Below are 24,338 nucleotides of genomic sequence, written 5' to 3' on the forward strand. Positions count from 1 at the left end.
CGTCGTTACATTTCCGTTTGGTCTCTGTTAACGGCTCAGTTTGTAAAAGGTCAAGAGACCGAGTCCAATTGCGAATGGGATTAACCCTCCTAACATCGCCATAGAACGACCTAAGACGAGTATAAATACAAACGATAACGTAAATCCAGTGAATGTCAACAAAAGACCTAGTAAAAATGAATACAATCTGATGTCAAAACTCCACGGTTTGTACTGTCCTGATTGGATTAATGCCATTTTCTGTTTATGCCACCATTGGAACAAAAAAAACAAAAATGTGGTCCCAAAAATGATCCCAATGTGAGGGACTAAATACAAAGCCAAACGGTAAGGATCGGAACCACCTTGGTTTTGTATCTCTCTTAATAGTGTAACGATTGTTTCATACTGTTCAGGTGTCATGAAACAGCTTCTCCAATTAAATTTGATGCGTATGTACTAAGAAGTGACATACCTTCTGATTTGTCACATTGGAAAATTTGTAATCCAATATTCGTAGTATCGTTGTCTCCTTTTTTTAGACTTCGCAAACTTCCAAAAAATGTGTAAGGAGATGAGTTGATTTTTAATTGAAAGGAAACTGGTGAACCTATGGGTCTTCCATCGATATTTGTTCCTTTCGGAAGTGTCATTCCAATTCCACGTCCATCTTGGCTAATGTCTCTAACGGGTGTTGTGCGAATGATTGTTTCCCAATCTTTTGCATAAGCAAATTCAAGTTGGAAAACAAATTCTTCTGCTTTTTGGTCTAAAAAGCTAAGTAAGGGGCCAATACCTTCGGGACCTTCGATATTAGATTGTAAAACCGGATTACCTAAATCAGGTAAATTGCTGATGATTTCGAAGTAACCTAAGAGTACCTTACCATTGGCAAAAAATGGAAAAATTAATGTAGATTTTGTATTGCTGAGTAATAACGAATCCAAATAGGAACGGACGTACATTTCACTCAATTTTTTAGGACTATAAAATCCGCGATCGGTATAAAAAATCCTACGATTCGCATCACGGACATAATACGGAGCTTTCGATGTAGCTAGGGCTTCCATTAACTGTGTGTCAGCCGCATAATAAAAACCGATTTGGACTTTTTTGATAAAGTAACCAAAATTCGTTAGCACTTGTTCTAGGTGGATTTGCCACTGATTTAATGTTTGGTTGATGATAGAGGTTTTTCCGTAAATAGAAATTACGGTGCCTAAATCCGCAGTTTGTGCCATCTTTAAATCATATGCGGAAATGTCTTCGATCGCTGCTCGTTTTGCGGAACGTTCTAAAGGTTCGATTAAAATTTCGTATACTTGTAACAAATCGTCTTGGTACGGATTCACAGGTTTGACTCTAAGTTCCACACGATTTTCTTTTAGGACACAAACCAAGGATTTCGGTTTTGAAACCATGGGTTCCGTTGTTTCGATTGTGATGTGCACAGATTTTAAGATATCATTGACTGCGACTGGATTGGTAAGTGTGAATTTTTGATTGGTGTCACGGTCTTGTAGAACCGTAGTTGTCAGTTTGGAAACAATCCCTAAAAGTGTCCTTTGGTCAGTCAGTCTGTATTTTTTCATGGTCTAATGAGTATGATACGTAAAATCCTAATTTTCGCCATAGTTTTTCCATCCTTTTTGCCTCTTTTGGCAGAAAAACCTAAATACCAATATTTTGGTAAGGCATATGACCTAAACACAGGAAAGTACATTTATTCGGACAATCATAAAGAATATTATAATAATGGAAAACACACTCACTCCGAAATCCAATACAAAGATGCCAATGGAAAAGTATTTGGTTCCAAACACATTGAGTTTGATCAAAATTCGGAAGTACCAACCTTTAAGACAGTTGATGATAGAGATGGTTATACGGAAGGAGCTGATGTAAAAGGAAAATCGGTTCGTTTATTTTTTAAACGGAAAAAAGAAGATCCTCTTTCTGAAAAAACATATACTCCAAAATCTCCCGCTGTGATGGATGGAGGTTTCGATTATTTTGTAAGGAACAATTGGGAACCATTGTCTAGAGGAGAGAGAATGTCTTTCCACTTCATCGCTCCAGTACAACTTGATGATTATAAATTTGCGGTTTTAAAAATCAAGGATGGTGAGTGGAAAGGAAGACCTGCCCTTTACCTCAGATTAGAAATTGATAACTTTCTTTTGAAACAAGTTGTGAAACCATTTCTTTTGGTGTATGATGTACAAACTCGTCGTATTTTACAATTCGAAGGTCTTTCCAATATCAATGATGAAAATGGGAAAAGTTTGAAAGTGAAAATTGTTTATGATTATCCAAAGGATGTATTGGAACCTTGACAAAAAGGAGTTTTGACCAATTTTTTAAAAACCCTCGGCAATGGAGGGAAGATTTGGTTGCAGTCGGCGGTGATTTCTCCGTTGATCGACTGTTATACGCATATACACATGGCATTTTCCCTTGGTCTGAGGATCCAATTCGTTGGTATTGTTTGGATCCTCGTGCCATTTTTGACATTCATCGAGTTCATTTTTCTAAAACCGTTCTTCGCAAAGTAAGACAAAAAAAATTTCGTATCAGTTTTAACGAAGCATTCCCGATCGTCATGCAAGCTTGTTCTTATCGGGAAAAGGATAACACTTGGATCACTCCAGGTTTTATCGATGGTTATTTGGAACTCCACAAAAAAGGTTGGGCGCACTCAGTGGAAGTATGGAATGCGGAAAATGTTTTAGTGGGTGGTGTGTATGGTGTTGCCATCGGTAAGTTTTTTGCAGGGGAAAGTATGTTTTCGTTTGAATCAGATGCAGGAAAAATTGGGCTCTTTCATTTGTTTGCAAAACTGAAAGAATCAAAATTTGAGTTATTTGACACCCAACAGCTCAACCATGTGACTTGGCAATTGGGTGCTTATGAAATTCCAAAACTATCTTATTTAGATCGATTGGAACGTTCTATCAAAGATATGGTTCCTTGGGTCATTCCACCTTCACACGACTGATTTCATCTAATTCTACTTTCCAAAGTTTCTGTACTTCTTCTGTTAGCTTTTCCCATTCTTTTTCTCCAATCATAGGTGCTTTGAATGGATCGAAGTTTGGATGGTTCTCAAAAAAATTCGTCATCTCCATTTGTTTCATCGTTGTTCGGTAAATCTCAGCTTCTTGGATTTCTGTTTCTGGATTTTTTTCACCTTGGATGAAGAAAGGTTTGGAAAGGCTAAGTGACAATAAATCAAAATGGTGGAGGTTCAAAACATATCCTATGCGTAGTAAAACCAAACTATGGTATTCGGTCATCACCTTGCGGTACTCAGAAGGATCATTGAATGTTAACGCACTGTTACTTCCATATGTGACATGAACTTCGTTCTGTTTGTCTTTATTGAGCATTGATTCAATGTTTTTAAATTCAGTACCAAGTATCTTGGGTAATATTGATTCGGCAAAAGGTATGAGTGAATTTTTGTTTTGATCCCGTATTGAAGTGATTTCTTCTTTTGTGATTTCTCTCGGGCGACAACCCGAGAGCAAAACAAGAGTTATCATCAAATTGAGAACTAGATTCATCTTAATTTTTTTTTGACTTAATTTTGGCAAATTCAACATCAATACGTCCCATTAACATTTTGAAGTACATCATCCAATCAGAAACGAAGGAATAAATTGGGTAGGTAAATGTCGCAGGGCGATTTTTTTCGACAAAGAAATGTCCGATCCATGCAAAGAAATACCCACTAACAAGTGCCAAACCTAAGATATACAACTTAGTAGTTGCGATAAATCCTAGAATACAACCGAAGGCAAGACTTGAGCCAACAAAATGTAACGCACGGTTAAACGGATGGCTATGTTCTTCTAAATAGAATGGGAAAAAATCTTTGAGTGTTTTGTACTTCTTTTCCATAAATTGGTCCTTTCTCTAAACCTTAGTCGATCTTTTCACTTTGCCAACTCAAAAATCATTCCAAATATTAGAGTTTGTCCCTAGTTTTTGAATCTATATTCGAGAATTCAGATATGATTTTAAAATAGAGTTGCACGTTAGTGGGTAGAAACTAATGTGCATTAACATTTAGAATCTAACAGAGAGTTAAATTTAGCAAAAAGTAGGAGAATGTATGAAGCCTAAATCGATTAAGCCGGATGAGTTAAACAAGATTTTTTCCGAATTAAAAAAAGGAGAGGAGTCTGCCATCGGAAGTTATTTGGTAAAAGGAGTTCGTCTTCAAATCAGTAAATACAATTTATCAGGTGCCGAACGAGTTCAATTGTTATACAAAAGAAGAAGGGCACAAGGTTTGTGTATTGTATGCGGAAAAAAAGTCACAAAGAAAAATCCATCTACAGATCAACTCTATAGACTCTGTGAGGAACACCGCAATAAGATTGATAAAGGTACTAAATAACCTATTCTTTGGTAGAGTTTCCCGCCTTTCTACGCGGGAGCTCCTGCCAGACTGCTTCTTTTTCCTCATCGGTCATACTGGACCATGCCCCGATTTCTTCGATTGTTCGGTAACAACCAGCACAAAACTCAGATTCTGGATCCATCATACAGATTTTAATACATGGTGATTTTCGAGACATAGACCTGAAAATAGTAAATTTTTATAAATTTTCCTAAGCTAGTTTGGGAATCCGTCGATCCTTCCCATAAGGGAAAAGGAATTCGCATGTTGGATTGGGTAGAATCACTTAGAAGTTTATTTACTACAGAAATAGACTGTTACAAGCGCCTTTTGGATTTGGAAGGCAAAAAAAGAAACGCCATCCACCAAGCGGACGGCAAATCACTCGAGTCCTTTGTTAAAGAAAGTTATCATATCATGGTAGAAGCCTCTGAATTGGAACGAATTCGGATGAAAACCATAGAAGATGTTTATGAAAAGGAAAAATTCCAAAAAGACGAATCTTCGATCACACTCACTCATTTTTTAAACCAAATGGACCGCGAGTCCAATTTTAAACTCAAAACGTTTGCGTTAGAACTTAAAAAGGTGGTGGCAGACTTAAAAGACGCCATCATCACAAACGAAAAACTTCTAAGAACCAGAAAAGAATTTTTGCAAGCAACCGTTGACTCACTACAAGAGTTATCCCGTGAAAAGGTGTATACCTCTCACAAACAACCAACAAGGCGTGGGCAGAGCCAAAAAGGCGCGATCATTTTGAACGCGACTGCCTAGGAGAATCGTATGGGATCAACATTCCAAGGTATAGAAATCGGAAAACGAGGACTTTCGGTCCACCAACAGGCGATCCAAACCACAGGTCATAATATTTCCAACGCGGATAACAAACATTATGCGCGTCAACGAGTTGTCATGAACAGCATGGATCCTATTTATGATCCAGCTTTCAACCGTGCAGAGGTTCCTGGTCAAATTGGACAAGGGGTAAAAATTTCCGAGATTGAACGAGTTCGTGATAATTTTATTGATGATCGCATCATTGATTCCTCTTCCTTAAAAGAATATTGGGGCAAAAAAAATGATTATTTGTACCAAGTAGAAACAGTTTTTAATGAGCCAACGGGAACGACACTTAGGTCCATGATGGATCAGTTTTGGTCTTCTTGGGAAGACCTTTCGAACTATCCTGAAGAAACAGCGCATAGAGCCGTTGTGCAGGAAAAAGCCGAAGCACTTGGTTCACGTATGGAAGATGTTTACAGAAAACTTTCTCTTCTCCGTGACCAATCGAATCGGGAAATTGAAGCAAAAGTAAACCACCTCAATACTGTTTCCGAAAACATCAAATCTCTTAATGAAAAAATTACGAAATCACAAGCATTAGGTGACAATCCAAATGACCTTTTGGATAGAAGAGACGAGCTTTTACAAGAATTAGCTGGGATGGCTGACATCACCATCGGACGTAACGATGAAGATGAACTGATGGTTTTTATTGGCCAACAAATCCTCATCCAAGGGCAAAAGGTTCACAAAATTGATTTGGTAGGGAATCCAAACAATGATGGACTACTTGATTTAAAATGGTCTGAAACTGGCGATACAGTTCTCCTGAGAAAAGGGAGTATCCAAGCCCTTTACGAAATCAGAGATAGAATCTTAGTCGAAAAAATCAATGCTGTGGATGCACTTGCGATCAATGCCATGGATGTGATCAACGAAATCCATAAAGATGGATTTGGACTGAATGGCAAAACCAATGTGAACTTCTTTGAACAAAGAGCTCTTGCTACCAATACCTTCGGGGAAATCGATACTGATGGTGATGGACTCAACGATAAAACAGCAGTGTTTCGAGTGACAGGTCGCACTTCTCTTGATCCTGATCGCCCCATTGGAATCTCAGGGACCATGCGATTTTTAAAAGCAAGTCCTGGAGGCGAAACAGAAATCCTTGTACCGTATTCCAAAGATGATACCTTAAATGCGGTTATCAAACGAATCAATCGTTCTGAAACTGGTGTTGTGGCTTACATGTCGCATGACAACCAATTGGCGCTAAAGAGTACGACAAACCCACAAGACAAAAAAGAAAACTTTATGATCCGCCACTTGGAAGATTCTGGAGAACTCCTTGTGGGTCTCACTGGAATTTTGACTGCCTCTGGTGTATCGGGATCGTTTGATTACCGAAAAATTGGTGAGATCAATAAATTCCAAGCGAATGCACAAGACATCACACTCACACCGATGTACCACCCCTCTTCATTCTTTAAAATGTCTGATGATGTGAGAAATAACCCAGCTAATATTGCCGCAGGTCGAGGTAAAGATGTGAATGGTTCCGGTGATTACAATTCACCAAACGGTCAAAAAGACGGATCCAATGCACTTCTTATCGCAGCGGCTCTGCGTGAAAAACCAGTGATGTTTGATTATTCCAAAACAACTGATGATTTTTACAACTCACTGATTTCAAGACTGGGAACCGAAGCTCGTGAAGCGAAACAAGAGTATACGACACAAAACGAACTGATGGTGGAATTAGAAAACATGCGCCAATCAGTTATGGGTGTGAATTTAGATGAGGAGATGGCCAATATGGTTCAGTTCCAACAATCTTATAATGCCTCGGCTCGGATGATCTCCACACTCAATGAAATGTTAGATACCATCATCAATAGGTTAGGTGTATAATCATGATCAGAATTACTAACATGATGCAGAACAATTCCTTGGTGCGGAATTTAAACCGCCACCAAGTGGCAATGGACGAAACCCAAACGCAACTAGGGACTGGATTAAAAATCCGTAAACCTTCAGATGATCCGGGTGCGGCCACAAACCAAATGTACTTTAGATCTCGCCTCAATGAACTCTCTCAGTACGAAGAAAACATTGGGGATGGATACCAACGTCTGCAACAGATTGATGGGGTCCTCGATAAGATGGGTGAAATTTTCCAACGAGTTCGTGTGTTAACCGTACAAGCTGGAAATGGTATTTACCAAGGGGACAAAGGATTTGAACTCGAAGTTGCCATTGGAAAAGAAATTGACCAACACTTACGTGCCATCGTGGATCTCGCTAACGCACGTGATGCGACGGGACAACCTTTGTTTGGTGGTCATGTAATTGAAAGACCTCCATTTGAACCAATTGAATCAAAAATTAAGGGTTTGCAAGGTCTAGAACTGAAAAACCAATACGTGGGTGTGGAATACCGCGGGGACATTGGCGAACAACTCCGTGAGATTGAAAAAGGAGAATACATCCCTATCACGATCCCAGGGAACAAAGTGTTTTGGGGAACAAACGTCAGTGTTACTTCCAAAGTGGACAACTCTGCTTACCAAGCTACTTCTGACCAAAAGTTCAAAATTGATGGAGTAGAAATCCATATCTCTGTGGGTGATACCATTGATGATGTGATTGATAAAATCAATAACGCTCCTTTGGAAGTAAAAGCAAGTAAACTTGCCCAAGATAACATTTCAATTTCTTCCACAGCACCTCACCAAATTTGGCTAGAGGATGTAGACGGTGGAACTGTGTTACGTGACATTGGACTCATTGAACCAAGTGCAAGTGAACCACCAAATAATTATTCTAAATCAGCAACGGTAACAGGACTTTCTGTTTTTGATACTCTCATCCAACTTCGAAATGACCTCATCCAAAAAGACCAAGAAAGAATTGGTGGTCGCGATTTAGGTGATTTGGACTTAGCATTGGAAAATATTCTACGCCATCGTGCTACCATCGGTGCTCGTATGAATCGATTGGAACAACATGAAGAACGAGTTTCTTATGATAAGATGTACATGACGGAACTTCTTGCTAAAAATGAAGGAATTGATTTTCCGGAAACGATTATGAACATGAAGTGGTTAGAAACAATTCATAGTTATGCGCTCAATGTTGGATCTAAAATCATCAAACCAACTTTGATGGATTTCCTAAGGTAATTGGGATTAAATGACAGGCACATTAGAAAGATTAGAAACAACAGGAACTAGAATGTCGGTAACGATTCATACAAAACCTTTCGGAACCATCCAAGTGGATTCAAAACAAATTCTTAAATTCCCTCAAGGGTTACTTGGATTTGAAGAATTTGATGAATATGCACTGATCGAAGAAAGTGCAGAAAGTCCATTCAAATGGTTACAATCCACAAAAGAGTCGGGTCTTGCATTCATTGTAATCCAACCCGAACTGTTTATGAATCATTACAAACCTGCAATCAGTGACGAAGAGTTACATGATATTGGATTAACTAGTTGGAAAGAAGGGATAATATTTCTCATTGTGACTATTCCTCATGACAATCCAAAAGGAATGACTGCCAATTTGCAAGGGCCAATCATCCTGAATGGAAAAGAAGGAAAAGGAAAACAATGTATTTCTAGAGATGAAAACCATCCAATTCGCAAAAATATCATAGAGTCAATGGAAGAAATGTCTTCCGAAAAGGTTTAGCTCGTGTTAGTTTTAGCAAGGAGAAGTAACCAATCCATTATGATAGGTGATGACATTGAAATTGTCATCGTTGATATCAAAGGGGATCAAGTTAAGATTGGTGTCAAAGCTCCTAAAAATGTTTCTGTACATAGAGCAGAAGTGTACAAAGAAATCCAAGAAGAGAACAAAAAGGCTGCAGGTACAAACATCAAACCAGAAGACTTAGGTAAATTGGGAGACCTATTTAAGAAGAAAACTTAACTTGATCTTTCTCTAATCAAAACATTCTCTGGAAACAAACTCCAGGGAGTGAATTTATCTCTTGAAACGAAAAATATTAGTTTGGCTTTTACCACTCATTATCGTTTGGCTACAACGATTCATCGACCTCACATCGCGATTTCGCATCATCAAAAACGAACAATACGAAGAAATATTTAAAAATAAAAAACCATACATCTATTCCATTTGGCATACGAACGTATTGTACTCTCCTTACCTTCATCGAAATAAAAACGTGGCTGTCTTGATTTCAGAATCGAAAGACGGAGATTTTATCAACCAAGTGGTTCACCGTTTTGGGAATTCAAGTATTCGAGGCAGTAGTTCTAAAGGTGGATCAAAAGCACTAAAAGCAATGATCCAACATTTGAAAAAAGGATTACCTGCTGCATTTACACCTGATGGACCAAGAGGACCTGCGCTAATTCTACAACCTGGAATCATTGCAGCTGCACAAGTCACACAAGTTCCTATCGTTCCTTTTCATTATGAATGTTCAAGGCAATGGATTTTGGAAAAGGCGTGGGACAAACATAGGGTTCCAAAACCGTTTACAACCTTTGTTGTTTCGTATGGGGAACCAATTTACGTTCCTCGTGAGTTAAACGAGGTGGAATTTGAAAATATGAGATTGAAAGTTGAAGAAGCTATGTTAAAAAATAGGGAGAAAGCGATTCAGGAAGCGGAACGAATTCGTAAAGGAGAATCCAAATGACAGCAGTATTCGAAGACAAAGTGATTGTCACAACGGAAAACACAAAATACGAAACCAAAATCTCAAAAGGCAAACACCATTGGATAGCAGACGAACCAGCAGATAAAGAAGGCACAGATCTTGGTCCTATGCCGACAGAACTTCTTGCATCTTCCTTAGGAGCATGTACTTCGATTACAATACGAATGTATGCAGATAGAAAAGGGTATGCATTAGATTCCGTTTCTGTCCAAGTAACAATTGATAAACGGTCACCTGAGGATCACAAATTCGTTCGCGAAGTCACTCTCAAAGGAAATTTAAAACCAGAGGAAAGGGAACGGTTGTATTCAGTTGCCAATGCTTGCCCCGTTCACAAAATTCTCACTGGGAAAATCGAAATCGAAACTCTTTTACTCTCTTAAACCCACATGGGGATGACAGTGGCAGATCCCCCTGTCCATTCGATCTTTGTGTGAAAATGTTTCCCTTCTCTGATCCTTGGGACTTTGGCTCCATTCACGTAAAAAGTCCCACCAGTATATTCATGTGTTTCCCTTTCTTTGGTTTTGCTAATGGAATGGTGCATATGGCCAGATAGGACAAGGGGAACTTTTTTCCCAATTGATTTGGCATATTGAATGGCTTCTGTTAAATCGACATCACCCCAATCACCACCTTCCTTTTTAAATTCAGCTCCATACATCGCATTTTTAGCTGAACCGAGCCCAAAAGGCCCGTTATGCGAAAGGAAGAGTAAATGTTTTTCCTTTGTTCCATCAATCAGTCGTTTATATGTCTCAATGGAAGTTTCCATATCGGTAACGTGATAGGTTTTTTTTAAGTGAGGCAAAAAACTAAGTCCTCCACCCATTGCATGTGGTCGACCCACAATGAGAGACAAATCCAATTCTTGAGACAGTACAAGTGAACTATAACCAAGGATTGTGATCGGTTTCACACGTTCGGATAGTTTTTGTAACCTTCTACCTTGCCTTAAATGACCTGATTGGATGAGAAGTTTGGAGTGTACAATTTCTCCGATCACGGAAGTAAGGCTTGTTCCATCCCAATTCCCAGGTATCATATACGCGCGTTTGGTGAGTCCTTGGAACGAAACCTTGCCTAGTTTTGGATTCCCTCTTAGGTCACCGGTAAAAAATAAAAAGTCATAATCAGACTCATTGAAGTATTCAATGTCTTTTTGGTTCCAATAGCCGTGGATGTCTCCAATCAATGCAAATTTCATCTGAGTTGGATCCTTAATTTTTATTCCGTATACTTTCTAAGGAAGAACGAATTAATGTTTCTGATTTACCTCCCACGCGGATAAAAGCAGGTGGTTTTCCAATCGGTGCAGAGATTTGTATTTTTCGATTTCCTTCATACGTCGTGCCTGTCCAAAAATGTGTCCATTTCCCTCGAGGTAAGTATACATCTTGTACAATTTCATTTGATTCTACAACAGGTGCGACGAGTACATCATCTCCTAAGAAAAACTGGTATTTGTAATTGAGAAGAATTTTGTCTTCTGGTTCCACTATTGCATTGTGTCTCACAACAGGAAGTCCTGTTTTGGATGCTTCTTCCACCAAACTTTGGATGTATGGCTTTAAGGCAAAGTGGATCCTAGCAATTTTTGCAAACAGTTGGACTGTATCTTCATCCCCAAGTGATTTTGTTCCGTCAGGTTTTGTATATGTGTAAACTTGCCAGTTTTTAAGAGGCCTGTTGCCTTCGTGTGTACGAAACACAGGGGTAAAAGCAGAAACTTCTGCCCATCGGAGTAATAATTCTTTTGTGCGGTGGTAGTTTTTTAATGGATTCGATATGGTTGTATATCCGCCAATATCACTATGGTTTAACGCATAACCGCTGATACCTGATGTTGTGAGTCCAACGATAGAAGAAGGGAGTCCATCATTGGTTCCAAAACTGACCATTTGGTCTCCTTCCCAAAAAAGAGTGGAATAGGCATTAGAATAACTATACCCAGCTCTTGTAAAAAAGACAATTTTTCCTTCCATCCCTGCTTCTTTGATGGCTTCACGATTGATCCTTGCCCAATCCACTGGGTAACGGTTGTGGTACACTTTTGCATCCACACCTGAGTGAAGTTTGGCATCATAGGGTAACCATTCCCCGAAGTCGGCCATCCATCCAGAAAGACCCATTCCAATTAAATTCTTTTTGATGAGGTCCTTTGTCCATTTCACAGCTAAAGGATTGGTAAGATCAATGAGGTAAGCGGGAAAACCAACCGTTTGGATGAGGTAATCCTCGCCTTTCGCATTTTTAACAAGATACCCTTTGGATTTTGCTTCTGTGAGAAGGGGGTTTGTAAAATCATCACCAGGTTTTTTGGGGTCGGTATCAGCTAAGAAAGAATTGATATAACCTAATACCTGCACGTTTTGATCATTCATTGATTTCACAAATTTTTTGAAATCTGGATAGAGGGTTTCATCTGCATACCAGCGCCATTTGAGTTGGTCACCAAAATTGGTAACACGCCTTCCACACCAGTCTTGGATCCAAAGTGCTGTGACGGGGTTACCAGCGTCTTTAGCTTGTTTTACGATAGCTGAAACTTTTTCTGTTCCCCCTTGGACACCTAACCAAGTTCCATACGCCCACTCTGGAAGTTTGGGGAAACGTCCTGTTTTTTTTGTGTAGGTTTCGATGAGTGATTTGGCAGAAGTGCCAAGCCATATGGATCCAGAAATTGATTTTTCAGATTGAAAGTCCCAAAATTCAACTTTAGTTTTTTTGGCGTGATCAAAATCAAATTTCGCATAACCACTGTTCTCAAAAAAGACAGATCGATTTTCGGAACTGATGTAATGGGGGATCGGGGCATAAGTTGTGTATGCGTTTCCACCAGCTCCTGCGAGTAAATTGGCTCCTGTGGTGATGGGTTGGTCTCCACGACCAATTCCTTGTTCTTCAGTGAAAAAAAAGGGTTTTTTCCCTTTGAACTCATCATAGGTGAATTGTTCCCCGAGTCCAAAAAACTTTTCATCTGGTTGAGACGCATACACAAGTTGGATTCGATTTAGGTTTTCATCAGAGACAGTGATTTTGAACTCAATTTCGGTATCAGATTTTGCGACAAAGTTGACTTGGTAATCGGAAGAACAATTTTTCCCTGTTAATTTACCAAGGATGGTAATTTTCCCAATTTCTTTTTTGATGGAATCCACCGTTTGTTCGGAACAAGTCCGTTTCGTCGATTCTTCAAATTTAAAAGAAGCCATCCGGTATTTGGAAACGGTTTCTACTTCGGATACTGACAGGAAAGGTTCATCTAACGAGAGCTTGATGAAGTTTTTGTCAAAGGATGTGTTTTTCAGAGCAAGCTCAGTTGGTTTTTGAATCCATTGGATTTGTTTAGAAACTTGGAAGGTTTCTTCCTGAATGGGAGTAGGCGTGAGAACATGAGAGGCACATTCTAGGAATAAAAAGATACAACAAAGGGATAAAAAACGAAAAACCATCGGATCCTCCAAGAGCGAGAGCTTAGTGAACCGATGGTCTTAAGTTACGTAAATCTTTTTTTAGACTTTCTTTCGATCAACACCACCTACCCTAGGTGCTGCTGTTTGTGCGCCTTGTTTAGCACCAAAAACGGCAACAGCTTGTTTGGGTAAGTTGGATTTACGCCATTCAAACCAAGAACCTTGGTAAGTAGTAACGTCAATATATCCTGCTTCTCGTAACATAAGAGCTAACAAACAGGATCTGGCACCATTGTAATCATAAATCACAGTTGGCCTTTCGGGCATAAAAGGAAAACCATTCAGGCGTTTTTTGAAAATAGAACGTTCGATGAGATTGGCTTCTCCATCATACAAATTCCTCCAATCCCAGAGGAAAGCTCCTGGCAAACGGCCACAGAGTGTTCCTTCTTCTGGAGCAGTGAGACGTGGAAGACGACCTTCGTATTCTTCCATAGTCCTTGCATCAAAGATTTGTAATTTCGTAAGATTTCGTTCCATGAAGGCTTTATCAACAACACCTTCAATTGGTTTTGCCTTATCCGCAACAGGAGGTTCGATTTTGAGTTCTCCTTTTGCTTTTTTACCATTAGCAGGCCATTTTTGACCAAGAACATAAGCATCTTTGATTCCCATTCCACGGAGTAAATACACCATACGAGTGGAAAACATCCCCATTCCTTCATCAAAAACAATGATTCGAGTCTTTTTTGATTTTTGAAACTCTTGGACCACAGCAGCCATCGGGCCATATAATTTTTTTTGGGATTCTGGGTCGGAGCCGAACGCTTTTTTGATAAATGGATAGTAGTAGGCACCTTCTAATGTTTCTTCTTCATATGCTGATTGGGAACGACAATCGATGAGGAAGTCACCAGGTTCTATTTCGGTTTTAAGAAAGTTCCAGTTCAAAAAAGTATTCTCCTATTTCTTACATTACTTTTCCCCCCCTCGAATTTTTGAAAGTCTGAAAACCAAAAAAAAAATTCAAAGCTGGTCTGGGACATAATGAGAAAAGAAATCAATTGTTCAAGAGTTGATTCCGAGGGGTATAGAATCCGATATTAAAGATAGTCGGTAAACCATGAATTGGCATGTTTCAATATCATTCTCAGTCATTTTAAGTCTATTTTCGTTAGCCAATCTATCTGCTGACAAAATTCCAAAGGTTCATTCGTTACAATCTTTGAACGATGAAATCATTCATTGGAAACAAGGTAAAATTTCAAAAAACTTCGAACAAAAAATACGGAATCGTAGTGTATACCCTACGAATGATGAAAATTGCCAAATTGAGTTGGCATCAAAAATCTCATCTGTAACTTATTACAGACTCAGTTGCCAATCAACAGAAGAACCAATTTTTATCGAATTTTTATCTCAGAATAGAACCAATTTACCGAAAGATGAATTCCGTTTAAAGTCTGTTCAACGAATTGGTAAAAAACAATATTTGGAAATCCAATCAGGATTTAATTTTGTTGGATCTAATGCAAACGAAAGTACAAAGACTAATTTTGATGATACAGATTTAGATTACCCTCAAAAAAAAGTAAATCAGATACGAAATCAAAAATCTACTAAGGTAACCTCTTACCAACCAATTCAAAATCCAAACTTGTTTTATTTCCAATCCATTGCGGAAAATCCAAAGAGACGAAAAGAAGTACCTTCCAATTTAGAAATCTTTTTTGATTCTTCCTGTCCGCTGGAATTTGTAGAAAAAGACCAAAGTTTTTACTGGGATCAAACAGTTTCTTATGTCTTTCGCATCACATGCGTTAAAGACTCGGTCTATCGATTGATACGTGCATCTTCGTCACCTTCAGGAGAATTGATGGTTTCGAATACCATTTGGAAAGATCCAAAACCAGGAGAACGAGTCTTAGGGAAGGCTCTCCTAAAAAAAATTTCAGAAACTCAAATCATTTGGGAGAATGTAATTCTGTATTATGAATAAAATCATCTTAATTTGTCTCAGTTTATTATTATGGAGTGAGACAGTATTTTCACAAACTGAATCAGAACCTGCAGTGGATTCAATTTTTCGTTCCGTAGTCCTTATACGGAATGAAGGGTTTAACACTGAAAATAAAACCCAACCTTGGATGAAAAAAAATCTTTATACAGGGTTTGGTTCAGGATTGGTATTACCCAATCAAACTATATTAACCAATGCACATGTAGTTCGTGATGCAAAACGAATTTTAGTGAAGAGTAGTTTCACTAAAAAAGAATACCTAGCGGATGTAAAATTCATTGGTTATGATTGTGACTTAGCGTTATTACAAGTGAATGATCCCGATTTTTCGGAACAAACAACTTCATTAAGTTTATTGGAAGGAATTCCCAATTTAGGATCGGATGTATTGTTATTAGGTTTTCCAAATGGTAATGATAGTTTATCTGTCGAAAAAGGATCCATCTTACGTTTTGAAAAAAATCGATACACCTACTCTGGGTTAGATTATAGAAATGTATTGAAAATATCGGCAAATATCCAACCAGGCAATTCTGGTGGACCCGCTGTTCAAAATGGAAAGGTTGTTGGTCTTGTATTCCAGATCAGTACATTAGAACAAGGGATTGCGTATTTGATCTCCAATGACATCATCCGTCATTTTTTAGAAGATATCAATGATGGGAAATATGATGGGTTTCCGAATCTAGGATTTACATTCCAAAATGGAAATCCAAAAAGTTTAAAACAAGCGATGAAAGTACCTGCAAGTGAAACAGGGATTTTTGTGAATCGAATTTATCCTTCTTCTACATTTTCGAAAGTATTAAAAGAAAAAGATTTTGTGACGGCAGTGGATGGAATTTCCATCTCAAATGATGGTGAACTTACATCTTCCAATAAAAAAGAATTCATCATTGATTGGATTGAAGACAAACAATTGAATTCAAAAGTTACAATCAATTTTTATCGAGCAGGGAAACCGAACCAAGCAGAAGTCAATTTGCAAAAAAACTATGCATTGGAACTCTATCGAGATGGAACTGAAGATTATTTTTTACAGGCAGGTTTTGTTTTCCAACCAATTACACGATCTTTTTTCCACTCGGAAGATGGTGATTTAGATAGTTCGTTACAATACCACTACAGTTATTTTATCCAAGACCTTCTCTATCGTTATACAACTAGAGATATTGTTTTGAGTTATGCCTTTAGTGATCCAGAAACATCAAAGTATAAAAAATATAAATACAAAGTTGTAGAGTCGATTAATGGACGAGTTCCAAAAGATTTAAGTGAATTTAAATCCCTTTGGAAAGAAAATAAACGCGGAGTGATTGTACTAAAATTTAGAGGAATGGATCTACCAATTGTGTTACGACCTGAATCCATTTACCAGATGAACCAAAGAGTTAAAAAAAGATATGGTGCCAATTATGAAGAAATTTAAGTCGATTGTCCTTGTATCATTTTTAGTATTAATCACTTCCAATCTTTTTGCGGAAGAGTTTGAAGACAAACGTGTCATTGAAGCAAGGGTAACCTTTCAGAAGATTAGCCACCAAAATCCATGGTTAGTTGGTGAACCATTCAATCGCAAATTAAATATCATCCACTTAGGAAAGGGAATGTTTTTTGGTGTCACTCTTTCCAAACAAAACCCCGTATATGCGGAATTTGAATCATTTGATTATTCAGTACCAAAATTGTCAATTAAGGCTTATGATGGTGAAACTGGGTTTCTATTATTAGAATCAAAAGGGATGCAGAAATTGCCAAAACCAGTAGGTTTGGATTTAAAACTGACAGACAAACATTGTCCTACTGGAAAATCTCGATATGTTTATTTGCCTTTTTCAAAGACTCCAATCAAAGTATTGATGTTGGATCAGAAAAAAACAGAAGAGTCTGATTTTTTCTTCAAAAATCAATTGTTATGCGGAATTACGATTTCTGATTTTTTAATCCCAACCGAATATGTAGAATTGTTTTTACGATCTGGTGGTAAGTCATTCCCTCACCCAGGATTCTTATTTGATGTGAATTTAACTCCTTCGGAGAAAGAATATTATTCAAAATCATTTCCAAATCCACTTTTAGTTTCAGAAGTGATTCCCGGAGTTGGGCCTGCTTATAATTTATTCCCTGGTGACTTGGTTACCATGATCAATTCTTTTTCGCTTACGAAAGTAGATGAATGGGACCGGGCTGATAAAATCTTGGATTTGTTATTACGTAAACCCGATGGACGTTTGCGAGAATTAGGTGAAACGATCCAACTGAAACTACATCGTAATTTTCAAAGTCTCAGTATTTCATATGATTTAAGGGCCTATGATTCTAATGATTTTTTAATCCCAGAGGAAGCAAAAGATCGCAGACCTTTGTATTTGATTGTTGGAGGATTTTTCTTTACGGAACTTTCCAATGCCTATCTCAAAGAATTTGGTTCGGAATACAGGGTGAAGTCGGAAAAAAAATTGGTGTATTTGTCTGACTATTACCAAAAGAAAGTCCACCCAGTCAGGGAAAAAATTGTAATCCTCAGTCGTGTTTTTCCCCTAGAAGGTAACCTAGGATACCAAGACTTCCAAGATTTAGTCTTAGAGAAGGTAAATGGAACTCGCATTAGCTCCCTTAGCCAATTAAAATCTCTTTTACAATCAGAAGAGTCCGCCTATTACGCGTTTGAATTGTCTGGAGGAAAAATCGCATTTTTTACCAAAAAAGAGATTCTGGAATTGCAACAAGAACTTCAGTCTACGTACAAATTGGGACGTTCGTACAACTTGGAAGACTAAAAATCAAAAATAGATTTACAATTGTTAATGCTAGGACATTCTAATTCCCTAAGCCATTCCTTATGAAAATCCTATTTGTTGACGACGAAGAAACAATTCGTGAATTGTTTTGGGAATACTTCAAAGACGAATTTAATGTTACATTAGCCTCCGACGGGATGGAGGCTCTTGCTATTGCCAACCAAAACACTTTTGATTTAATCATTTCTGACATCAGCTTACCAAAATTAAATGGAATCCAATTCATTCAAAAATTAAGGGCCGATGGAAACCAAACTCCCTTTTTGGTAATCACGGGAGATAGTGACATTCAAATTGCAATCGATGTGTTTCGTATGGGAGCCGTTGATTTTTTTCTAAAACCATTCCGAATGGAAGCTCTCCGCTCTCGAATTAAAAAGTTTGAAAATGCAGACATTGATCTCACCTTACTTTATAATAGTGGTGAAATTACACAATTCAGTGGTGACTGCAAAATCAAATTAAAACCTCAAATTAAAAAGTTAACTTCCTATATTGCCTTTTTAACCAAACAAATCTTAAATTCACCACATGCTTCACCTGAAGATTTAATCTCCATAAAAATTGTATTGTATGAATTATTGGCAAATGCAATCGAACATGGTGTTGCAGGTGTGAGTTATGCTGAAAAACAGGAATGTTTAGAATCTAACCAAGATTATTTTAAGTATGTTGATGAACGATGTGCCGGTAATAATTCATCTGTTTTTGTAGAATTACTAATGGATGATGTGGGTGTTACGATTGTGATTCGTGATGAAGGGAATGGATTTGCGGTTTCTCAAATACCCAACCCAATTGAAAATCCAAGTGCCAATTTAGTGAGTGGACGAGGGATTTTTTTAGCAAAAATGAATATTGATTCTATTGTTTATAATGAAAAAGGAAATGAAGTTCGATTTTTTAAAACTTGGAATCGGATTGCAGGAAATGCCAATCAAAACTGAATTCCTAAAGAAACATAAAACCTTAGGTATTCTTTGTTAGGTTCTTTCTCTGTAAATGGTTCCGTGATGAGAACTTTATTTTTTCTAGGATCCATTTCCGTATAAGAAAGACTAAATTGGGAAACTAAATTTCCAAAGTCTTTTGCTTGTAGACTCAATTTACCAATCACCTCATTTCCTTTTCCTAAAATGGAATCAGAACGGTTGATAAATAGATCACTGCGAATCCAGGAATTCCAATCCCAACCCAATTGAAGTCCAAATATCTGATTTCCTTTGTTTTCAAAATTGGGATTTGCCGAAATTGGACGATCTCGGAACAGAGGTGGATGGACAAAATCTAAGGATTGGTAAAGTAAAAAGGAAGAATAACCTCCCATTACTCTAGGTTCGGCGAAACTAGACGCATAACCATTGCTATTTGAATCAGTTCTATCTTTTTCATCTTTTTTGGTGACTAAACCTGCCAAAGCGAAACTCAATTTTTCATTTTGAGTGTGTAAAGAAAAATACCCCAAATACGAATTGGTTGCTATTTTTGATTCAGACCATGGAGAACTAGAAGATTTTGATTCTCCTAAAAGCCTGATGGTTGTAAAATCAAAGCTCCATGTTTCGAAAAAAGGTTTGGATTGGAATTCGATTCCCGAATAAGAATACCTGCCTGAGACTTTTTGGCCTGATCCTAGAGTAACATTTGTATTGTGATTGGGGTCTTCGTACACAAAATGAAACAGCCGAAATTCTTCCCAAAAAAGTATTTTTTCTGAGGAGATACGACCACCATAAAATTCCCTTCGGTATCCTGTCCAAGGGGGCCCAAACCAATTTTCTAATTCAGGTTTGGCATTTAAACGAATTCCCGTTAGGCGAAATCCATATTGAGTGTTCAGAGACAAAAAGATGGAATTGGCCATTCCCACAAAAACAAATCCATAACGGTCGAGTCGATTGTAACCACGGCCAACTTCCATAGAGAGTTGGATTTTGGAAATTTCCTTTGTGAAAAGGAAACTCACTTCTGAGTCATATACGGTTTTCACTTCTTTATTTGTGATGCGAGACTCACTGAGTGTGACTCGAGGTGCGACAAAAAATCCAGATGTCCATGTTGATTGGGTGAACGAAAATAAAGTTGGTGTCGTCAGAATGCCTTCTGAATGGTACCTGTTGGCTTTTTCTGAATCGATTCCACCTTTTTGGGATTGGAATTTGCCTCCCGATACGACGGACGACTGGAATCCGAATCCATTTTTTTCAGAAGGATGGGGGAGCAAATTTTGGCGTTCTTCCACCTTAACGATTCCAAATAGACGATTGGCTCTGTCATCGTCCCTTACAGAGTCAGAATAGGACTGGGCACCAAGGAATTGAAAAAAAGAAAGAATGAGGAAACAAACAATCCCGATACTAGAAGGGATGAAGAAAATACTTTTGAAATATCGGCATGGATTTCTTCTCATTTTCCCTCTTCTGTTGGTTATTTTCTCTTACAGGGAAGCTGACACTCGTTTTTCCTTCGACCTGAGTCGATTTTTTGAAAAAACAGACCATAGTAAAGAAGAGGCGGTGATTGTTTCTTATTTAACACAAAAAGATGCATCCAAAATTTCCTTGAGACGTAAAAAGGAATTAGCGAGAGCAATCGTAAGGTTTTCGCAAAAATTACAATTACCAGATGGTACTTTGTTAGGTGATTATCCACCAGTTCCTTCCTTATTTTTGTTAGCATGGGCAAAAACAAGAACTGAATTACAACCTATTAGTGAGAAAGGTTATGGCATTTTAGCACTTTCGGAATTTTTTGTAAGAGAATTTGAAATGTCATCAGGTGCAAAAATCAATAGGGACTATGACATACAATTAGACTCAATCCAATTTAAGATTGTAATTTTGAAACTAAAAGAGTATTTAGCAGAAGGTAAATCGGTAAAAGACGCCTATCAGATGTTATATAAAAATAATATCGGACCCAATGAATGGGAAGTTCTTATCTCTAATTATAAAAAAATCTACGAATACGTTATTTCCGAAAGTAAGCCATAAAATATCCTGTCAGTAATAACCACGATACAATTTGACCTAAAAATAGAGAAACAGCAGCTCCGTTTGCACCAAAGTCAGGGATGATCCAATAGTCAAACAAAGCACCAAATAATAGTCTTAGTAAGGCTAGACCTGCGAGTAATCTAGGTAATCCCAAAGCAAATAATGCAGTCCCTAGTGGAGCAAATACCAACTGTAATAAAAAGTTGGGATAAAGAATTTTAAAAACAGAAATTGAGTTAGTATACTTCGTTCCGAATAACAAAGTTAAAATGGGTTCAGCGAGTAAAATTCCTGGTGCCAAACAAATTGCTATCATTCCGCCTAAAAAAACGGACTTTTTTAAAACCGTTGGGAATTCATCTGTTTCTGCTAACCTTGCCATTTTTGGATAAATGATAGAGTTAAATGTTGCAAGAATGATGATAAATCCACTAAACAATTGTAAGGCGGTGCCATAGTCGGCAACAATTTCAGGTGGATGGAATTGATTTAAAAAGAAAATCTCCATCCTATCGGATAAAATTGCAAATATGGAAGCTGCAAAAGCCCATAAATTAAAAAGAAGGAGTTTTTTTTCGTTCAATCGGACTTCTGATGGATCTGCCGAAAATGAAATCTCTTCTTTTCCAAAAAAAACAAAAAACAAAAATAAAACAAATATTGGTGCAATACAAAAGATTGCAAGAATATCCATATAAGTTAACGGATGTTCGTTCGTTTCAGAAAAGTAAAAAAGTAAAGCTAATCGAATGATATTTGGAAGGGGATTCCAAAGGGATAATGATTTATATTTCCGATAGGATACAAATAAACTTTCAAAATAGGAAATAAAGGATATGATGATTCCGCCAAATAACAAAAGTAAGAGGACTAAATAGTTTTCGTTACTGGTAAAATAGGCAATGATCGTAATGACTGATAAGAATAAAAAAGAATAAAATTTAATCCTAAGAGATGCATTTAAAATGGCTCCGGGATTTTCTTTTTTTTCGGCTATGGGTGAGATGTATTTGATGAGTGCATTGGGCAATCCAAACTCTGCAATCGCAAGGACTACAGGAAGGAATCCTAAAAAGTATTGTAGTTTTCCATTTTCCGCTTTGCTTAGCAAATTGACGGAATAAATCATAAATACAAGATTGGTGACTGCCGAAATTGCCTTGGAACTACTAACAAAGAAAGAGTTTTTTAAAACTCCTTCTTTCATCAATTCGACTTTGAGAAGTTGGAAGATTTTTTTAATTTTTTGCATGTACTAGTTTTGCAAAAACTTTCCTTTTTGGATCTTTTGTAAAATAAGTGGAACAATGCATACTAATGCAAAACTAACCACTAAATATCGAATGTATCGTAGAAACAAATCATCTTTCCAAACTGTTTTTTTAATCAAAATTCCTGGGATTACATAAAACAATGCCATCACAATGACCAAGATGGAAAGTCTTACAAAAAAAGTTTTCCAAAAAACCGAGAAATCTTCCGAATCAATTTGAAAATTGGGTTTAGGCATACTCCAATTCAAAAATTCTTTTTTGCTAAATCTTGGGTAAAATAAGATTCCAAGCCAAAACCCTCCGAGTGCACCACTTGCCATCAAAACTCCAGATAAACTATGGTGGTGTTCCTCTGTTAAGAAAGGAGAATCGAGAGTTATCGGTAGCAAAGTAAGTACAATTCCCAATAAACCCAATGTTCTATATTGGTTTGTAAAAAGAAACGTTTCTGCTTTGTTTGTGTAATATTTATTTAATAATAACAAAACAATGATTAAGTGTAGAACACCCAATCCAAATCCTAATGTCACGTCCCCTAAATAATGTACTTTTAGATACATTCTGGAAAATGGCATAAACAATATGATGAGTATGGATAAAATTCGAAACCATAATTTGGGAATACGATACGCTAACAGACCCCATACGACAATCGCTGAATATACATGGCCAGATGGTAACCCAAACGCTTTTTCATCAAATGTTTCAGGATATGGGAATGGTCTTGGGCTTTCAAAATAAAATTTAAACAGTGAAACGGCAATCCCTGAGGTGAGTAATCCCAAAGAAAGTTCAAAAGCAAGTTTTGGTCGGTAATAAAGATAAACAAAAGAGATAAGACCAAGGAAAAAACTACTTCCACCCAAATAATGGCAGATGGTAGAAATCGCAAAAAAGATTCCTCCTAGGGATGGGTCCAAGATGTGTAAGGCATCAAGAGGACCTGGTGAGAACCATGGGGATGTTTCGGCTAAAAAGAGTTCTTTCATAGGATTTTCCATCTAAGATGAAAATCGAACTTGATTTCATAAAGTTTTATTTTGAAATATGTGATGTTTCTATGGAACCTAACCCAAATCCCGCTGATATTTTAGAAAGTTTGTTTGTGATTCCTCGTGAGGTGCCAAAAACCATCCTCCGTAACCTCTTAGAGCTCATTTATGACGTAAAAGTAGCTGGTTCCGAGAATATCCCTGAATCAGGTGGGGCACTTATCATCTCCAATCATACCGATTATTTGGACATTCCAGTCCAAGGTGCCTTCGCTGATCGTAAGATTGTTTATTTGGGAAAATATGAACTTTTCCATCCCCAAGAAGAGATTATGGCCATTATCAACCATAAAAACTCTCCTTTTCATTACCCACCTCTCAGTCTCACAAAACCAGTGATTGAAGTTTTATTGAACTCACTAGGAAGTGTGGTGAAAAAAAATCTCATCAATTGGGGTAGTATGCCCATCATTCGCAATGCCGCGAAAGAATCAGAAATGGACAAACGTGCAGCGATGGAATACTATGAAAAACTAGAGAATTACATGGTGGATCTGATGAAAGAAGGCGAACTTCTTTCCATCTACCCAGAAGGTTCACGTTCCGAAACAGGAGAATTACAATCCTTTCGGGCGATGGCAGCAAAACTTGCGATCCGTGCGGGTGTTCCCATCATACCATCTGGGATTGTGGGTGCTACCAATATGTCCAAACCCAAAGCATTTCTCACTGGGGATGCGTTCAAAACGAAAATTCGGTACCAGATTGGAAAACCCATTCTACCTTCAGAATTTCCGACTGGCCCTGAGAAAAAAGCCGCCAAGGAACTCACCGAAATCTTGGAAAACAAGGTGAGAGATTTGATGAAACAGGCAGAATCCATCCTTTAGTCTCGACTTTTAACGAAAATATGGCATGATCTGAGTAGTTATGTCATTCTCGTCACATTTTCCAATTGAATCCAGGA

27 protein-coding genes are annotated in these 24,338 nt (G+C 37.7%); 16 read left to right on the forward strand and 11 right to left on the reverse strand.

Annotated features, from left to right (window positions below):
* Nucleotides 1–27: 27 nt before the first annotated feature.
* Together ND855_RS00590 and ND855_RS00595 are read right to left on the reverse strand one after the other, a co-directional pair.
* Nucleotides 28–402 (reverse strand): hypothetical protein, encoded by a 375-nt coding sequence (locus tag ND855_RS00590; protein ID WP_100716893.1) that lies wholly within the window; start codon nt 400–402, stop codon nt 28–30.
* Nucleotides 399–1,571, reverse strand: coding sequence for a hypothetical protein (locus ND855_RS00595; RefSeq protein ID WP_265356727.1), 1,173 nt, complete (start codon nt 1,569–1,571; stop codon nt 399–401). The genes ND855_RS00590 and ND855_RS00595 overlap by 4 nt, the downstream gene beginning before the upstream one ends.
* A gap of 12 nt (nt 1,572–1,583) precedes the next feature.
* On the opposite strand from ND855_RS00595, the gene ND855_RS00600 reads away from it, so the two are divergent.
* Both ND855_RS00600 and aat read left to right on the forward strand, forming a co-directional pair.
* Nucleotides 1,584–2,315, forward strand: a complete 732-nt coding sequence (locus ND855_RS00600; RefSeq protein ID WP_265356728.1) for a hypothetical protein — start codon at nt 1,584–1,586, stop codon at nt 2,313–2,315.
* Nucleotides 2,312–2,977, forward strand: a complete 666-nt coding sequence (gene aat / locus ND855_RS00605; protein ID WP_265356729.1) for a leucyl/phenylalanyl-tRNA--protein transferase — start codon at nt 2,312–2,314, stop codon at nt 2,975–2,977. Before ND855_RS00600 ends, aat begins: the two co-directional genes overlap by 4 nt.
* Here aat and ND855_RS00610 read toward each other — a convergent pair.
* Entirely contained in the window at nt 2,955–3,545 is a 591-nt protein-coding gene (locus ND855_RS00610; protein WP_265356730.1) for a hypothetical protein, read from the reverse strand. The genes aat and ND855_RS00610 overlap by 23 nt on opposite strands.
* 1 nt (nt 3,546) lies before the next feature.
* Entirely contained in the window at nt 3,547–3,882 is a 336-nt protein-coding gene (locus ND855_RS00615; RefSeq protein ID WP_265356731.1) for a DUF962 domain-containing protein, read from the reverse strand.
* 214 nt (nt 3,883–4,096) lie between these two features.
* On the opposite strand from ND855_RS00615, the gene ND855_RS00620 reads away from it, so the two are divergent.
* Nucleotides 4,097–4,384: an LIC10235 family protein gene (locus ND855_RS00620; protein ID WP_012390137.1), complete on the forward strand. Its 288-nt coding sequence runs from the start codon at nt 4,097–4,099 to the stop codon at nt 4,382–4,384.
* A gap of 1 nt (nt 4,385) precedes the next feature.
* Here ND855_RS00620 and ND855_RS00625 read toward each other — a convergent pair whose 3' ends face one another.
* The gene (locus ND855_RS00625; protein WP_265356732.1) at nt 4,386–4,565 is read right to left on the reverse strand and encodes a DUF1289 domain-containing protein; all 180 of its coding nucleotides are present in this window, start codon (nt 4,563–4,565) and stop codon (nt 4,386–4,388) included.
* Between the two features lie 86 nt (nt 4,566–4,651).
* Here ND855_RS00625 and flgN point away from each other — a divergent pair, with 86 nt between their 5' ends.
* From flgN to ND855_RS00660, 7 genes are all read left to right on the forward strand, one after another.
* Nucleotides 4,652–5,164, forward strand: a complete 513-nt coding sequence (gene flgN, locus ND855_RS00630; RefSeq protein WP_265355780.1) for a flagellar export chaperone FlgN — start codon at nt 4,652–4,654, stop codon at nt 5,162–5,164.
* A gap of 9 nt (nt 5,165–5,173) precedes the next feature.
* A complete protein-coding gene (flgK, locus tag ND855_RS00635) occupies nt 5,174–7,087 on the forward strand; it encodes a flagellar hook-associated protein FlgK (protein WP_265356733.1) in 1,914 nt (637 codons plus the stop codon).
* 5 nt (nt 7,088–7,092) lie between these two features.
* Complete coding sequence (locus ND855_RS00640; RefSeq protein ID WP_265359314.1) at nt 7,093–8,358, forward strand: flagellar hook-associated protein 3; 1,266 nt, start codon at nt 7,093–7,095, stop codon at nt 8,356–8,358.
* A gap of 52 nt (nt 8,359–8,410) precedes the next feature.
* The gene (fliW, locus tag ND855_RS00645; RefSeq protein WP_265359315.1) at nt 8,411–8,872 is read left to right on the forward strand and encodes a flagellar assembly protein FliW; all 462 of its coding nucleotides are present in this window, start codon (nt 8,411–8,413) and stop codon (nt 8,870–8,872) included.
* Between the two features lie 3 nt (nt 8,873–8,875).
* Nucleotides 8,876–9,115 (forward strand): carbon storage regulator CsrA, encoded by a 240-nt coding sequence (csrA, locus tag ND855_RS00650; RefSeq protein ID WP_012390131.1) that lies wholly within the window; start codon nt 8,876–8,878, stop codon nt 9,113–9,115.
* Between the two features lie 61 nt (nt 9,116–9,176).
* A complete protein-coding gene (locus ND855_RS00655) occupies nt 9,177–9,851 on the forward strand; it encodes a lysophospholipid acyltransferase family protein (protein ID WP_265356734.1) in 675 nt (224 codons plus the stop codon).
* On the forward strand, nt 9,848–10,255 hold the full coding sequence (locus ND855_RS00660; RefSeq protein ID WP_265356735.1) for an OsmC family protein: 408 nt from the start codon (nt 9,848–9,850) through the stop codon (nt 10,253–10,255). Before ND855_RS00655 ends, ND855_RS00660 begins: the two co-directional genes overlap by 4 nt.
* On the opposite strand, the gene ND855_RS00665 is transcribed toward ND855_RS00660, so the two are convergent.
* The 3 genes from ND855_RS00665 to ND855_RS00675 are packed head-to-tail and all read right to left on the reverse strand — an operon-like array spanning nt 10,252 to nt 14,239.
* Nucleotides 10,252–11,079, reverse strand: a complete 828-nt coding sequence (locus ND855_RS00665; RefSeq protein WP_265356736.1) for a metallophosphoesterase — start codon at nt 11,077–11,079, stop codon at nt 10,252–10,254. The genes ND855_RS00660 and ND855_RS00665 overlap by 4 nt on opposite strands.
* Nucleotides 11,080–11,092: 13 nt before the next feature.
* Entirely contained in the window at nt 11,093–13,327 is a 2,235-nt protein-coding gene (locus tag ND855_RS00670) for an alpha-glucosidase (RefSeq protein WP_265356737.1), read from the reverse strand.
* Between the two features lie 60 nt (nt 13,328–13,387).
* Nucleotides 13,388–14,239, reverse strand: a complete 852-nt coding sequence (locus ND855_RS00675; RefSeq protein WP_265356738.1) for a sulfurtransferase — start codon at nt 14,237–14,239, stop codon at nt 13,388–13,390.
* Nucleotides 14,240–14,411: 172 nt separating this feature from the next.
* On the opposite strand from ND855_RS00675, the gene ND855_RS00680 reads away from it, so the two are divergent.
* The 4 genes from ND855_RS00680 to ND855_RS00695 all read left to right on the forward strand — a co-directional run bounded on the left by ND855_RS00680 (nt 14,412) and on the right by ND855_RS00695 (nt 19,056).
* Nucleotides 14,412–15,287, forward strand: a complete 876-nt coding sequence (locus tag ND855_RS00680; protein WP_265356739.1) for an LIC11113 family protein — start codon at nt 14,412–14,414, stop codon at nt 15,285–15,287.
* Nucleotides 15,280–16,737, forward strand: coding sequence for a S1C family serine protease (locus ND855_RS00685; RefSeq protein ID WP_265356740.1), 1,458 nt, complete (start codon nt 15,280–15,282; stop codon nt 16,735–16,737). Before ND855_RS00680 ends, ND855_RS00685 begins: the two co-directional genes overlap by 8 nt.
* Complete coding sequence (locus ND855_RS00690) at nt 16,724–18,088, forward strand: PDZ domain-containing protein (RefSeq protein WP_265356741.1); 1,365 nt, start codon at nt 16,724–16,726, stop codon at nt 18,086–18,088. The genes ND855_RS00685 and ND855_RS00690 overlap by 14 nt, the downstream gene beginning before the upstream one ends.
* Before the next feature lie 62 nt (nt 18,089–18,150).
* Complete coding sequence (locus ND855_RS00695; RefSeq protein ID WP_265356742.1) at nt 18,151–19,056, forward strand: ATP-binding response regulator; 906 nt, start codon at nt 18,151–18,153, stop codon at nt 19,054–19,056.
* Here ND855_RS00695 and ND855_RS00700 read toward each other — a convergent pair.
* On the reverse strand, nt 19,047–20,519 hold the full coding sequence (locus ND855_RS00700) for a hypothetical protein (protein WP_265356743.1): 1,473 nt from the start codon (nt 20,517–20,519) through the stop codon (nt 19,047–19,049). The genes ND855_RS00695 and ND855_RS00700 overlap by 10 nt on opposite strands.
* On the opposite strand from ND855_RS00700, the gene ND855_RS00705 reads away from it, so the two are divergent.
* Nucleotides 20,476–21,102 carry a hypothetical protein gene (locus ND855_RS00705; RefSeq protein WP_322113510.1) on the forward strand — a complete coding sequence of 209 codons (627 nt, stop codon included), beginning with the start codon at nt 20,476–20,478 and terminating at the stop codon, nt 21,100–21,102. The genes ND855_RS00700 and ND855_RS00705 overlap by 44 nt on opposite strands.
* On the opposite strand, the gene ND855_RS00710 is transcribed toward ND855_RS00705, so the two are convergent.
* Nucleotides 21,080–22,357 carry an oligosaccharide flippase family protein gene (locus ND855_RS00710; protein ID WP_265356745.1) on the reverse strand — a complete coding sequence of 426 codons (1,278 nt, stop codon included), beginning with the start codon at nt 22,355–22,357 and terminating at the stop codon, nt 21,080–21,082. The two genes, ND855_RS00705 and ND855_RS00710, sit on opposite strands and share 23 nt — an antisense overlap.
* Before the next feature lie 3 nt (nt 22,358–22,360).
* Nucleotides 22,361–23,368, reverse strand: coding sequence for a phosphatase PAP2 family protein (locus tag ND855_RS00715; RefSeq protein ID WP_265356746.1), 1,008 nt, complete (start codon nt 23,366–23,368; stop codon nt 22,361–22,363).
* Nucleotides 23,369–23,439: 71 nt separating this feature from the next.
* Between ND855_RS00715 and ND855_RS00720 the strand changes: the two genes are divergently transcribed.
* Nucleotides 23,440–24,261, forward strand: coding sequence for a lysophospholipid acyltransferase family protein (locus tag ND855_RS00720; protein ID WP_265359316.1), 822 nt, complete (start codon nt 23,440–23,442; stop codon nt 24,259–24,261).
* Nucleotides 24,262–24,338 lie beyond the last annotated feature (77 nt).

It is taken from the genome of Leptospira paudalimensis (assembly GCF_026151345.1).
Taxonomy (GTDB): domain Bacteria; phylum Spirochaetota; class Leptospiria; order Leptospirales; family Leptospiraceae; genus Leptospira_A; species Leptospira_A paudalimensis.

Bases quoted from the DNA above. Each gene is read 5' to 3' on its own strand.
- ND855_RS00590 (WP_100716893.1), bottom strand. From the start codon at position 402: ATGACACCTGAACAGTATGAAACAATCGTTACACTATTAAGAGAGATA.
- ND855_RS00595 (WP_265356727.1), bottom strand. From the start codon at position 1,571: ATGAAAAAATACAGACTGACTGACCAAAGGACACTTTTAGGGATTGTT.
- ND855_RS00600 (WP_265356728.1), top strand. From the start codon at position 1,584: ATGATACGTAAAATCCTAATTTTCGCCATAGTTTTTCCATCCTTTTTG.
- ND855_RS00610 (WP_265356730.1), bottom strand. From the start codon at position 3,545: ATGAATCTAGTTCTCAATTTGATGATAACTCTTGTTTTGCTCTCGGGT.
- ND855_RS00615 (WP_265356731.1), bottom strand. From the start codon at position 3,882: ATGGAAAAGAAGTACAAAACACTCAAAGATTTTTTCCCATTCTATTTA.
- ND855_RS00620 (WP_012390137.1), top strand. From the start codon at position 4,097: ATGAAGCCTAAATCGATTAAGCCGGATGAGTTAAACAAGATTTTTTCC.
- ND855_RS00625 (WP_265356732.1), bottom strand. From the start codon at position 4,565: ATGTCTCGAAAATCACCATGTATTAAAATCTGTATGATGGATCCAGAA.
- flgN (WP_265355780.1), top strand. From the start codon at position 4,652: ATGTTGGATTGGGTAGAATCACTTAGAAGTTTATTTACTACAGAAATA.
- flgK (WP_265356733.1), top strand. From the start codon at position 5,174: ATGGGATCAACATTCCAAGGTATAGAAATCGGAAAACGAGGACTTTCG.
- fliW (WP_265359315.1), top strand. From the start codon at position 8,411: ATGTCGGTAACGATTCATACAAAACCTTTCGGAACCATCCAAGTGGAT.
- ND855_RS00660 (WP_265356735.1), top strand. From the start codon at position 9,848: ATGACAGCAGTATTCGAAGACAAAGTGATTGTCACAACGGAAAACACA.
- ND855_RS00665 (WP_265356736.1), bottom strand. From the start codon at position 11,079: ATGAAATTTGCATTGATTGGAGACATCCACGGCTATTGGAACCAAAAA.
- ND855_RS00670 (WP_265356737.1), bottom strand. From the start codon at position 13,327: ATGGTTTTTCGTTTTTTATCCCTTTGTTGTATCTTTTTATTCCTAGAA.
- ND855_RS00680 (WP_265356739.1), top strand. From the start codon at position 14,412: ATGAATTGGCATGTTTCAATATCATTCTCAGTCATTTTAAGTCTATTT.
- ND855_RS00685 (WP_265356740.1), top strand. From the start codon at position 15,280: ATGAATAAAATCATCTTAATTTGTCTCAGTTTATTATTATGGAGTGAG.
- ND855_RS00690 (WP_265356741.1), top strand. From the start codon at position 16,724: ATGAAGAAATTTAAGTCGATTGTCCTTGTATCATTTTTAGTATTAATC.
- ND855_RS00695 (WP_265356742.1), top strand. From the start codon at position 18,151: ATGAAAATCCTATTTGTTGACGACGAAGAAACAATTCGTGAATTGTTT.
- ND855_RS00705 (WP_322113510.1), top strand. From the start codon at position 20,476: ATGAAGAAAATACTTTTGAAATATCGGCATGGATTTCTTCTCATTTTC.
- ND855_RS00700 (WP_265356743.1), bottom strand. From the start codon at position 20,519: ATGAGAAGAAATCCATGCCGATATTTCAAAAGTATTTTCTTCATCCCT.
- ND855_RS00710 (WP_265356745.1), bottom strand. From the start codon at position 22,357: ATGCAAAAAATTAAAAAAATCTTCCAACTTCTCAAAGTCGAATTGATG.
- ND855_RS00715 (WP_265356746.1), bottom strand. From the start codon at position 23,368: ATGAAAGAACTCTTTTTAGCCGAAACATCCCCATGGTTCTCACCAGGT.
- ND855_RS00720 (WP_265359316.1), top strand. From the start codon at position 23,440: ATGGAACCTAACCCAAATCCCGCTGATATTTTAGAAAGTTTGTTTGTG.